Raw genomic sequence first — 12,112 nt, forward strand, 5'->3', positions numbered from 1 at the left:
GGTAGGGATTGCCGAACGTCCAGTACACGAGGCCGAGTTCGGGATCGACGGCGGGGTGGATCCAGCAGACGGCGCCACCCGTCTTCCAGGTGTCGCCCTCCCAGGTGTCGTGCCCGAACTCGCCGGGCCCGGGCGTGCCCCAGAACGTCCAGACGATTTCGCCGGTGGCCGCGTCCAGTCCGTAGCCGCGGCCCCGGGCGCCGGCCGTGCTGCCCTGGGTGCCGACGTAGATCATGCCGTCCCAGTAGACGACCGCCCCGGCGAGGCTGCCCTTGCTGCCGCCGCACTGGCCGCTGGCCGGGTCGCAGCCGGGGTCGCCCTGGTCCTCGATCAGCATCGACCTGGTCCAGACGACCGCGCCCGTCTTCTGGTCCAGCGCGTAGACGGTGTTCTCGCCCGAGATGGTGAAGGCGAGCCCCTGGCCGAGGGCCACTCCACGCATGTTGGTGGTCTCGGCGCCGACGCTGGTCTTCCATTTCACCGCGCCCGTGCGCCCGTTGACGGCGAAGATGTTCTGCTGCGTGGTGGCGATGTAGAGCACGCCGTCCTGGGCGACGACGGCGCACTGCTGGGCGCGGCCCGTGTCCCCGCCCTCCAGGTTGATGTGCCAGGCCCCGCCGAGCTGCTTCACGTTGCGCGGGGTGATCTTCTTGAGGGCCGAGTAGTTCTGGTTGGCCAGGTTGCCGCCCGCCTTGGGGAAGTTGGCTTCCGTCGGCTTGAAGGCCTGCTTGGGGACGGGGAGGGCCAGCGTTCCCTTGGGCGATTCGACTGCCTGGGCGGGTGAAGAACCGAGAAGGGTGGCGACGGCTGTGGTGCCGGCCGCACTGGCGAGAAAGCCACGTCTGTCCATGAACCCTCTTTCGTGACGTGCCCCTGCCGGGTCCGGGTCCGCCTGGTGGTACGTGCGGGGAGGCGAGGGGCTGAGAGAGTGAAGTAGCGGATCTTGGTCCGCTGTGCGGTTTGTCGGACCCGCACGATGGTTGCCGTGAGGCGGTTCCATACGTTAAGGACGCCGCCGGAGTGTGGCAAGGGTTATGACGTGGATTCCTCGGCGGGGCGTGAAGACGACGGCACCAGACGAGCCGGGAGGACGGAGCGCGGGATGGGGCCCTTGTTCCGGCGGCCCTGCCCCGTCTCCTCCCAGGCGTGGGCCAGGATGCCCACCGACCGGCTCAGCACGAACAGGCCCCTGGCCAGCGGAGCGGGGAAACCCAGCTCGGCGTAGATGACAGCCGTGGCGCCGTCGATGTTCATCGGTACGGGGCGGGCTCCGGCGCGGCGTTCCCTCAGGGCGCGCTCGACCGCGAGTGCCGCCTGGAGGTGGTCGCCCGCCACGACTCCCGCCGCCACCGCTTCCTCGGTCAGCCGCAGCAGCGGATCGCGGCGCGGGTCGAGGGGGTGGAAACGGTGGCCGAATCCGGGAAGGTAGCGGGACCGGGCCTGCCACAGCGCCATGACCTCGCGTGCCGCGGCGTCCCAGCCCGCGCCTGCCAGGTGGTGTGCGCGGATCTCCTCCAGCATCTGCACGCACTGCTGGCCGGCGCCGCCGTGGACGTCGCCGAGCATGTTGACGCCGGTGGCCACCGCGCTGTTGAGTCCGATGCCGCAGGTCGCGGCCATGCGGGCCGCGGCGATCGAGGGCGCCTGCGGGCCGTGGTCCACGCCGGCCACGAGGGCGGCCTCCAGCAGGGCGGACTGCCGGGGCGAGGGAAGGTCGCCCCGCAGCAGCAGCCAGATCATGTCCACCAGGCCGACCGATCCGATCAGGTCCTGTACGGGTCGGTCCCGCAGTTCGATGGAGCCGGGTTCGATGTGGCTGACGGCGGTGGCCCACCACTGGGCCGCCTCGTCGTGGGCGGATGCGGGTGCGCTCATGAGACGGTCGTCTCCTTCGTGGCGGTCGCGGACCAGAGCGAGGCGAGCTGCTCGCGCTGGTGGTTGTGCTCCCCCAGCAGGGGCGGTGGTGTACGGGGCAGGAACGCCTCCCCGTCGAAGAGCACTCCACTGCCGAGCACGGGCAGAGCCGTACCCGAACCGTCGGGCCTTCGCAGTTCGGCCACGAAGCCCCGGTGCCGCAGCTGCGGCTGCTCCAGGGCCTGCGGGATGGTCAGCACCCGCGCCGCGGGGACTCCGGCGGGAGTCAGCACCTGCTCCCACTCGGCTGCGGGGCGTCGTGAAAGGGCCTCGTTCAGCGCGGCGTTGAGTTCGTCGCGATGCGCCTTGCGGCCCTCGCGTTCGGCGAACCGGGGGTCCGTGACGAGTTCGGGAGTACCGACGAGTCGGCACAAGGTCTCGAACTGCCGCTGCTGGTTGGCCGCGATGTTGATGGGCCCGTCCTTCGTGCGGAACGTCCCCGAAGGTGCGGCGGTGGCGTTCTGGTCCCCCATCGGCTCCGGCGGCACGCCGCTGACCAGGTAGTTCGAGATGGCCCACCCCATGGCCGACAGGGACGTCTCCAGCATGGAGACGTCCAGCCTGCTGCCCTGTCCGGTGCGTTCCCGGTGGAGGAGGGCCGCGCTGATGGCGAGGGCCGCGGACAGCCCGCCGGTCGTGTCGCAGACCGGGAAGCCGACCCGCAGCGGGGCGGTGCCGGCGGTGCCGGTGACGCTCATCATCCCGGAGAGGCCTTGGATGATCTGGTCGTAGGCGGGTGCGTCGCTCATCGGCCCGGTCTGGCCGAAGCCCGAGATGGAACAGCAGACCAGGCGGGGGTTGATCTGGTCGAGCCGCTCCTGGTCGTATCCCATCCGGGAGAGGACGCCGGCGCGGAAGTTCTCCAGAAGCACGTCGGCGCCGCTCAGCATTTCCTCGAACACCTCGCGGTCGGCCGGGTCCTTCAGGTCGAGCTCCACGGACTTCTTGCCCGCGTTCTGCGCCAGGAAGGAGGCACCGATGCCGGCGCGGTTGAGTTCGGCGTCGGGGCCGAGGTTGCGCGCCAGGTCGCCCTGTCCGGGCCGTTCGATCTTGATCACCTCGGCGCCGAGGAGCATGAGGTGGTAACTGCAGTAGGGGCCCGCCAGGACGTTGGTCAGGTCCAGGACTCTCGTACCTTCGAGCGGTCGCACGTCCATGAGTGATGTCTCCTCAACGCGGCGCCGGGTGGCCGGCGCCGCTGTTCGGGGCAAGGTGATCAGCCGCGGGGTCCCAGGGGGTGGTCGAAGCCCTGAGTCATGATCTGACCGGCTACCCGCAGCAGGTCCTGGGCGAATTCGTCGACGGACTCCTGGGTGATGCGGGCGCTGGGACCGCTCAGGGAGAGCGAGGCGACGACGACGCCGGAGGAGGTGGTGAGCGGTACGGCCACGGCGGTGAGGCCGATGTCCCGCTCGCCCTGGCTCACCGCGTATCCCTGCTCGGCCGTTTCGTCGGCCCATTCCCGCAGCTGCGCGGCGTGGTCCCGGCCGTGCGGCGAGTCCAGCGCGATCCGTGTCAGAAGAGCGTCGCTCGCGCCACCGAGCAGCACCTTCGACGAGGCGCCCGCCCAGAGCGGAAGCTCGTCCCCCACCCGCACCACGTGCCGCAGCGGCTGCGGGCTCTCCTGCTGGGCGACGCACACGCGGTGGATGTCGCGCCGGATCATGACGTTCGCCGTCTCGCCTCGACGGTCGGCCAGCTCCCGCAGCAGCTTGACGGTTTCCGGCGGCAACTCCCAGCTCCCGTGCGCCAGGTGAGCCCATCGCCACAGGCCGGGGCCCGCCGTGTACCCGGCGTCCGTGGACCAGAGCAGGCCGGACTGCTCCAGGGTCTGCACGAGTCGGACCACGGTCGTCTTCGCCAGTCCGGTCGCTTCCACGATCGTTCTGAGCGGGACGACGGGCTGATCTTCAGTCAGCAACGAGAGGATGTCCAGGGCTCGGCGCACACTGCGCACGCCTCCCTGTCCCTGCTCGGAATCCATGGGTTCTCCTTCGTGGGGTGTGTGCCGACTGCGCCGGCAGGAGTGGGGCGGGACGCTTCTCCCACCCGAACTCTCGCGCCTATTCGGCGGGAAACCTGAGGTCTCAACTTCTTGCGTCCGGGCCCTTGCCAAGCCCAACTGGCGCCCGTACGTTACACGCCAGTCCACAAGGCGGTCTACGAAAACCGCTAGATGGCTTACTTGGAGACGTGATGCTGGAAGTCCTCCTCAAGTCCGCCGCCGACGGAGAAGTCGTCGACGCACTTCCTTTCCTCGCCGGGACGTGGTCCGGCGACGGGCCGTGGGTCGATCGGACCGGCCCCTACGTGCGGCGGACCGTCAGCCGCGCACCGACCGCGCTGCCCGCCGAGATCGACCGGGCCGTCGCCGATGCCCGCCGCTACGCGTCCCAGGTCGCCTCGCTCGCCCCGGCGGCGCGGGCCGACATCCTGCAGCGGGCTTCCGCGGCCGCGCTCGCCCACCGGGACCAGCTGGCCGCTCTGCTCGCTCTGGAGCTGGGAAAGCCGCTCAAGGACAGCCGCGTCGAGATAGAGCGGGTCGCCTCCACCTTCGAGGTCTGCGCGGCCGAGGCCCGCCGCATCGACGGGGAGACCCTGCCGGTCGCAGGCTGGAACACCGGAGTCGGGAACAGTGCCTTCACCTACCGGGCTCCCGCCGGAGTGGCCCTCGCCATCACCCCGTTCAACGCGCCGGCCAACCTCCTGGCGCACAAGCTCGGCGCTTCCTTCGCCGCAGGCAACACCACCCTGGTGAAGGCCCCTCCCCAGGCCCCTGCCATTTCGGCGGCCGTGGTGGCCCTGCTCCTCGACAGCGGAATGCCGTACCAGGCGGTCCAGTTGCTGCACGGTGGCGGTGAGGTCGGCTCCGCGCTCTGCGCCGCCACCGAGGTCGACGTCATCAGCTTCACCGGCAGCGCCACCACCGGAGCGGCCGTCGCCCGCGCCGCCGGTGCCAAGCGGCTCGCCCTCGAACTCGGCGGCAACGCGGCCACCATCATCTGCGAGGACGCCGACGTCGAGGCTGCGGCCAAGGCGGCGGCCCGTACCGGATACAGCAACTCCGGGCAGAGCTGCATCTCCGTCCAGCGGGTCTACGTACACCGCAGCCGATACGAGGACTTCCTGGAGCTCTTCGCCGCGGCGGTGGACGCTCTGGTCGTCGGGGACCCGATGGACCCGGCCACCGACATCGGCGCCATGGTCGACGAGGAAGCGGCGGAACGCGTGGTCCGCTGGTCCGCCGAGGCCGCCGGGCTGGGAGCCACCGTGCTCCGGGGCGGCACCCGCACCGGCGCCACCGCGGCACCGACCATCGTCGCCGGTCCGCCCTCGAACGCCTCGGTCGTCGCACACGAGGTGTTCGGCGCGCTCGTCGCCGTCATGCCGTACGACGACTTCGACACCGTCCTCGGCGAGTGCAACGACAGTCGTTACGGGCTGCAAGCCGGGCTCTTCACTCACGACATCAACCGCATCTTCACCGCCTGGCGCCGCCTCGAAGTGGGCGGACTCATCGTCAACGGCACGTCGAACTTCCGCCTCGACCACGTTCCGTTCGGCGGCGTGAAGGACTCCGGATTCGGCCGCGAGTCGCCGCGCTGGCTCATCGACGACTACACGGTCGTCAAGACCCTCATGCTCCGCGGCCTCTCCATCTGGGGCGATCGCCACGACCTCACGAAAGAGAACCAGTGACCACCGTTACCGCCGCTGAAGCCCTCGTCACCCAACTGGAGTCGTACGGCGTCGAGTACGTCTTCGGCACCTGCGGGCACACCAACATCGCGCTGCTGGACGCGCTGGGCCCCAGCTCCATCCACTTCGTCATCGCCCGTCACGAGCAGGCCGCGGCCCACGCCGCCGACGGCTACGCCCGCGCCTCGGGCAAGCCCGGGGTTCTGCTCACCCACGTCGGGCCCGGCATGATGAACGCGGTCACCGGAGTCGCCACGGCCGCCATGGACTCCGTACCCCTCGTCGTCATCTCCGGCGACATCCCCTCCTATTACTACGGCCGCCACCCCCACCAGGAGGTCAACCTCCACGCGGACGCCGACCAGACCGCCATCTACCGGCCCTTCTGCAAGCGGACCTGGCCCGTCCAGCGCACCGCCGACCTCCCCCGGACCCTGGAGCGCGCGTTCTGGACCGCGACCTCGGGCCGGCCCGGCGCCGTCCTCGTCAACGTCCCCATGGACCTCTTCTCCCGCCAGGTCGAGCCGTACACCCCGGGATCGCACGCGATACCCGACAGTGCGCTCCCGGGCCTCACCGAGGAGACGGCCGAGCGCATCGCCCGGGCACTGGTGAACGCCGAACGGCCCCTCATCTACTTCGGCGGCGGACTGCGCACCCCCGAGGCCAAGGAAGCGCTGCTCTCCCTGGCCGACCACCTCGACATCCCGCTCGCCCACTCGCTCATGGGCAAGGGAGCGATTCCCGACCGCCATCCGCTCCTGCTCGGCATGCCCGGCTTCTGGGGCCTGGACTCCACCCATGCCCACACCAAGGACGCCGACGTCGTGCTGGCTCTCGCCACCCGCTTCGCGGAGACCGACGCCAGCTCCTGGGAAGCCGCCTACACCTGGAACTTCCCGCCGAGCAAGCTCATCCAGATCGACATCGACCCGGCCGAGATCGGGCGCAACTACCCGGTGGAGATCGGAGCCGTCGCCGACGTCGGCCACTCGGTGCGCGCCGTCGCAGCGGCAGTCCGAGGCCTTCAGCCCGAACCCATCCGCCGCCCCGGGCTGCGGGAAACGATCGCGGCCGGCCGTAACGAGCTCTTCGACCTCGCGGACCAGAACGGGGCGAGCGACAACTTCCCGCTGCGTCCGCAGCGCATCCTGGCCGACCTTCGCGCGAGCCTCCCCGCCGACGCGATCCTCGTCACCGACGTCGGCTGGAACAAGAACGGCGTCGCGCAGTCCTACGACCTCCCGCCCGAGGGCCGCTTCATCACGCCCGGCGGTGCCTCGACCATGGGCTTCGGCCCGGCAGCCGCGGTGGGCGTGCAGATGGCCCAGCCCCAGCGCACCGTGGTCGCCCTCATCGGCGACGGCGGAATGAGCGCACAGCTGCCGGCCGTACCGATGGCCGTCGAACAGGGGCTGCCGGTCATCTTCGCCGTCATGAACAACCGCTCCCACGGCACCATCTCCGACCTCCAGCGCTCCAACTACGGTCGCGGCTACGGATGCGACTTCACCGATCGGCAGGGCGAGCCCTACAGCCCCGACTTCGCCGCTTACGGACGGTCCTGCGGCGCCGACGGCTACGAGCCGGCCTCCGCCGAGGACCTGGCCAAGGTCCTCGCCACCGCGGTGGAGCGCCGACGCCCCGCGGTCATCGACATCCCCATGGTCAACGAGCCGGTTCCCACGCCCGGCCACTGGAACATCAACGACATCTACCAGGGCAAGTTTCAGGACGAAGGATGATTCCCATGCGCGCCAGAACCCGTCACACCCGCACCGTCCCGGCCGTCGCCCTCGGCGTTCTCCTCGCCGCGACCGCGTGCAGCGCCCCCGGTGACTCCTCTTCCGACGACGCGGGCGACAGCGGCCCGATCAAGATCGCCGTGGTGGACGCCCAGAGCGGCCAGCTCGCCTCGCTGGGCGACTGGGAGGCCAAGGGCGCCAAGCTCGCGGTCAAGGAGTGGAACAAGAAGGGCGGCATCGACGGCCGCAAGATCGAGCTGACCGTCTTCGACGACCAGGGCGACCCGACGACCGGCACCAACATCGCCCGCAAGCTGGACAGCGGCAACTACGTGGCGATGATCGGCACCGCGGAGAGCGCCGTCACCGTGGCGATGGCCCCCATCCTCAAGCAGGCGGAGATACCCAACATCACCTCCGGCCAGGCCACCGCCCTCGTCGACGTCAAGAGCCCCTTCCTCTTCCTCAACGGGCCGACCAGCACCACCTACGACTCCACGCTGGCCGATTACCTGGTCACCACCAAGCAGTTCAAGAAGATCGCGCTGATCTCCAACAACGGCTCCTACGGCAAGGGCGAGCACGACGCCTTCACCGCCGCGCTCAAGAAGGCCGACATCACCCCCGTCGCCGACCAGGTCGTCACCACCGACCAGAAGGACTTCAGCGCCTCCCTCTCGCGCATCCGGCAGGCCAAGCCCGACGCGATCTTCATCGGGTCCGAGGAGGTAGAAGCCGGTCTCATCGTCAAGCAGGCCCGCGACCTCGGCATCACCGTTCCCTTCGCGGGCGCGGCCCCGCAGGGCACCCCGGTCTTCATCGAAACGGCCGGCGCCGCGAACGCCGACGGCACCATCGTCAGCTCGCCCTACCTGAGCAACGAGATCAGCGACGCCAGTCGCGCGTTCGCCGCCGCGTACAAGGCGGAGTACGGCAAGGACGCCGAACTCCACGGCGCCAAGGCGTACGACGGCACCAACATCGTGCTCACCGCGCTGAAGAACAGCGGCGTCGCCAAGGGCCGGAAGCTCGCCGACGAAATCCGCGCCACCAAGTACCAGGGCCTGCTCGGCGAGTTCGCCTACGACGAGACCGGCGTCGGCATCTTCAAGACCACCATCGGCATCATCAAGGACGGAAAGCTCTCCGCCGCTCAGTAGGGGCCGCCTATCACCGTCAGCCCTTCGAGCCGAGAGCCGGGCTCCGCACCGGCTTCAGGGAGCCACCATGCAAGTCACTCTGCAAACCCTCGTCGGAGGGCTCAGTCTCGGCGCGATCTACGCCCTGATCGCTGTCGGCTTCTCCGTCGTCTACCGCACCATGGGCCTCGTCAACTTCGCCCACGCCGACGTCGCGATGATCGGCGCCTACGCCTGCTCGACGTTCTACCTCACCTCGCACCTCCCCTTCGTCGCGGCCATCCTCATCTCCATCGTCGTCACCGGTGCCATCGGTCTGGTCATCGAGCGGGTCCTGCGCCCGCTCGAGAACAAGGACTTCGACCTGATGCTGATCGGCACCATCGGGTTCGGCACCGTCCTCCAGGCCGCCGCCACCCTCATCTGGGGAACGACCGGACGGGCCATGCCCTCGCCGATCACCTCCGGTCCCCTGGAGATCATGGGGATCCGCATCCGCACCTACGACCTGATGGTCATCGCCGTCACCGCGGCCACCGTGGTCCTGCTCACCCTCTTCCTCCAGCGCACCAAGCCGGGCGCCGCCATGCAGGCGGTGGCCATGGACCACGAGGCCGCGACCGCCGTCGGCATCCACGTGGGCCGTAGCAACGCCCTCGCCTTCGCGATCGGCGCCGGCATCGCGGCCCTCGCCGGCAGCCTCGCCGGGCCCATGCTCTACGTCGACGCCACCCTGGGCGGCGCCCTGGGAGTCAAGGGATTCGCCGCGGCCATGCTCGGCGGATTCGGGAGCATCCCCGGCGCGGTCGTGGGAGGCCTGGCCATCGGGGTCCTGGACTCCTACGCCGGAGACCACTTCCAGGGATACAGCGTGCTGGTCACCTTCCTCGTCTTCACCGCGGCCATCATGATCCGCCCGACCGGCATCTTCGGCGAGAGGACGGTGAGCCGGGCATGAGCCTCCTCAAGTCGAAGCCGGCACTCGTCCTGCTCGGGTGCGTCCTGGCCTACGCACTGCCGTACGGACTGAACGGCTACTCGATCCACGTGGTCGACATCGCGATCATCTTCGCGCTCCTCGCCGTCGGCATGGGGCTCGTCATGGGCGTGGCGGGCCAGATCAACCTTGCCCAGGTCGCCTTCTTCGGAGTCGGTGCCTACACCACCGCCATCCTCACCACCCACTCCGGATACGGCTTCTGGACCGCCGCGATCCTCGGCATCGTCACGACGATGCTGGTGGGACTGCTCGTGGGCCTGCCCGCACTGCGCATGCAGTCCCACTACCTCGGCATCGTCACGCTCGGCCTCGCCCTGGGATTCGTCAACTGGATCACCAACGCGAAGATCACCGGAGGCGCGGACGGCATCCCGGGCATCCCCGTGCCCCCGTTCTTCGGGATCGACCTCGCCGACGAGTACATGTACTACTACCTGGAGATCGTGGTCTTCGGGCTCGCACTCGCCTTCGGCACCTTCGTGGTACGGACCCGGCTGGGGCGCCGACTGCGCGCCATGCGGGACGACGCGCTGGCCGCCGGCGCCATGGGCGCCGAGATCCCCCTGCTCCGGATGACCGCGTTCCTCCTCGCCAGCACCTACGGCGGAGTGGCGGGCATCCTCTACGCCGGGCTCATCCGGTACGTCGCCCCCGAAACCTTCAGCCTCAGCAACATGTTCCTGCTGCTGGCCATGGTCATCATCGGCGGCCGGCGCAGCCTGGTGGGATGCGTGGTCGGCGCGGTCGGCCTCGTGCTGATCCGCGAGGCCCTCGTCGACTTCGCCGTCTACGCCCAGCTCGGATACGGCGTCGTCGTCGTCCTCATGGTGGTGTTCGCCCCCACCGGAATCGCGGGCATCCCCGAACGTATCCGGGACGCCGTCAGCCGCCGCAGGAAGAGCGACGACGTGAGCGCCGCCGAGCTCGGGCCCTACCAGCCCGAGGCCCTCCCGGAGGACGCGGCCCTCGACCTGAGGAGGGCCGGCAGCGGGCCGGCCCTGGAAGTCAGCCACGTCACCAAGAAGTTCGGTGCGCTGACCGCGCTCAATGACGTCACCCTCACGGTGGAACGGGGAGAGATCCGCGGCATCGTCGGCCCCAACGGGTCCGGCAAGACCACCCTGTTCAACGTGATCAGCGGGCTCTACCGGCCGTCCGCAGGCCATGTCACCGGCGTCGGCCGCGACATCGGCCGGGCACGCCCCTACCAGCTGTCCCTGGCCGGCATGGCCCGAACCTTCCAGAACCTGCGCCTCTTCTCCCAGATGACCGTCCGCGAGAACATCCTCGTCGTCCTCGACCGCTCCCGCACCACCACGGTCTGGCAGTACGCCCTGTGGCCCGTCGGAATCCTCTCCGGCGAACACCGTCTGCAGGAGGAGGCGGACCGCATCCTGAAGGAGTACGGGCTGACCGCCTTCGCGGACGCCCACCCGCAATCCCTCCCGTACGGAATCCAGCGGCGCATCGAGATCGCACGGGCCATGGCGGGACAGCCCAGCCTGCTCCTCCTGGACGAACCGGCGGCCGGTCTCAACGGCGAGGAGGTCGGTCAGCTCTCGGCGATCGTCCGCTCCATCCGCGACCGGGGCGTCACCGTCATCCTCATCGAGCACAACATGGGACTGGTCATGTCCCTGTGCGAGCGGATCACCGTCCTCGCCGCCGGCACCGTCATTGCCGAGGGCACCCCTGCCGTAGTGGCCGCCACACCTCAGGTCATCGAGGCGTACCTCGGCGACTCGGTGCCCGACACCATGCCCGTCCCCGTCGCGCCGGAGGTTTCGTCATGACCACCACCGCTGCCGGACCCTCCGCGGCAGGTGCCGGTACCGACAGTCTCGCCGTCACCGATCTGACCGTCCACTACGGCGGAGTCTGCGCGGTCAGATCGGTGGCGCTGAGCGTGGCTCCCGGCGAGTCCATGGGAATCATCGGCTCCAACGGCGCGGGCAAGACCTCGACGCTGAAGGCGCTCATGGGGCTCATCCCCCGCAGCAGCGGCAGGATCACCCTCGGGGACACCGATCTCAGCAAGGTGCGGGCCCGGGACATGGTCCGCCACGGTGTGGGCTACGTCCCCGAGGGGCGCCACGTCTTCCCGGGGCTCTCCGTCGAGAAGAACCTGCTGCTGGGCGCCTACCACCGGTCGTGGAAGGGAGAAACGCGCGACACCCTCGCGCACGTCTACGACCTCTTCCCCATCCTGCGGGACTTCCGCAGCCGTGCGGCGGGCGACCTGTCGGGCGGTCAGCAGCAGATGCTGGCCATCGGCCGCGCTCTCATGTCCCGGCCGAGGCTGCTGCTGCTGGACGAACCCTCCATGGGGCTGTCCCCCAAGCTGATCGAGAACGTCCTGGACATCCTCGTCCGTCTGCGGGGCGAAGGCCTGGGGCTTCTGCTGGTCGAACAGAACGCCAAGCTGACCTTCGGGGTCACCAGCCACTGCCTCGTGATGGAGAACGGCTCGGTCGCGATGTCCGGCACCTCCGAGGAACTCGCGCACGACGAGCGGGTACGGCAGATCTACCTCGGGCTGTGAACGGGCCCGCGCCCGACCTACGGCCCCGGCACACCTCACGTCCGGACTGAGCCTCGGCCGGCCGCCCCGCGGG

General features: G+C 69.7%; 10 protein-coding genes. 6 read left to right on the forward strand and 4 right to left on the reverse strand.

Annotation, left to right across the window (positions count from 1 at the left end; all coding sequences use genetic code 11):
* From ACFWEP_RS23345 to ACFWEP_RS23360, 4 genes are all read right to left on the reverse strand, one after another.
* The coding region (locus tag ACFWEP_RS23345; protein ID WP_387372499.1) for a PQQ-binding-like beta-propeller repeat protein at positions 1–850 on the reverse strand (850 nt) is incomplete at its 3' end.
* A gap of 182 nt (positions 851–1,032) precedes the next feature.
* Positions 1,033–1,875 (reverse strand): citryl-CoA lyase, encoded by an 843-nt coding sequence (locus ACFWEP_RS23350; RefSeq protein WP_387372501.1) that lies wholly within the window; start codon positions 1,873–1,875, stop codon positions 1,033–1,035.
* Positions 1,872–3,071, reverse strand: a complete 1,200-nt coding sequence (locus ACFWEP_RS23355) for a CaiB/BaiF CoA transferase family protein (RefSeq protein WP_387372503.1) — start codon at positions 3,069–3,071, stop codon at positions 1,872–1,874. Before ACFWEP_RS23355 ends, ACFWEP_RS23350 begins: the two co-directional genes overlap by 4 nt.
* 59 nt (positions 3,072–3,130) lie before the next feature.
* Positions 3,131–3,898: an IclR family transcriptional regulator gene (locus ACFWEP_RS23360; protein WP_387372505.1), complete on the reverse strand. Its 768-nt coding sequence runs from the start codon at positions 3,896–3,898 to the stop codon at positions 3,131–3,133.
* A 212-nt stretch (positions 3,899–4,110) separates the two neighbouring features.
* Here ACFWEP_RS23360 and ACFWEP_RS23365 point away from each other — a divergent pair, with 212 nt between their 5' ends.
* From ACFWEP_RS23365 to ACFWEP_RS23390, 6 genes are all read left to right on the forward strand, one after another.
* Positions 4,111–5,613, forward strand: coding sequence for an aldehyde dehydrogenase family protein (locus ACFWEP_RS23365; protein WP_387372507.1), 1,503 nt, complete (start codon positions 4,111–4,113; stop codon positions 5,611–5,613).
* Positions 5,610–7,358 carry a thiamine pyrophosphate-binding protein gene (locus ACFWEP_RS23370; protein ID WP_387372509.1) on the forward strand — a complete coding sequence of 583 codons (1,749 nt, stop codon included), beginning with the start codon at positions 5,610–5,612 and terminating at the stop codon, positions 7,356–7,358. Before ACFWEP_RS23365 ends, ACFWEP_RS23370 begins: the two co-directional genes overlap by 4 nt.
* A 5-nt stretch (positions 7,359–7,363) precedes the next feature.
* Positions 7,364–8,518, forward strand: coding sequence for an ABC transporter substrate-binding protein (locus tag ACFWEP_RS23375; protein WP_387372511.1), 1,155 nt, complete (start codon positions 7,364–7,366; stop codon positions 8,516–8,518).
* 67 nt (positions 8,519–8,585) lie between these two features.
* Entirely contained in the window at positions 8,586–9,455 is an 870-nt protein-coding gene (locus ACFWEP_RS23380) for a branched-chain amino acid ABC transporter permease (protein WP_387372513.1), read from the forward strand.
* Positions 9,452–11,290, forward strand: a complete 1,839-nt coding sequence (locus tag ACFWEP_RS23385) for an ATP-binding cassette domain-containing protein (RefSeq protein WP_387372515.1) — start codon at positions 9,452–9,454, stop codon at positions 11,288–11,290. The genes ACFWEP_RS23380 and ACFWEP_RS23385 overlap by 4 nt, the downstream gene beginning before the upstream one ends.
* Positions 11,287–12,039 (forward strand): ABC transporter ATP-binding protein, encoded by a 753-nt coding sequence (locus tag ACFWEP_RS23390; protein WP_387372518.1) that lies wholly within the window; start codon positions 11,287–11,289, stop codon positions 12,037–12,039. The genes ACFWEP_RS23385 and ACFWEP_RS23390 overlap by 4 nt, the downstream gene beginning before the upstream one ends.
* Positions 12,040–12,112: the final 73 nt, after the last annotated feature.

The organism is Streptomyces sp. NPDC060198 (assembly GCF_042728415.1).
Taxonomy (GTDB): Bacteria; Actinomycetota; Actinomycetes; order Streptomycetales; family Streptomycetaceae; genus Streptomyces.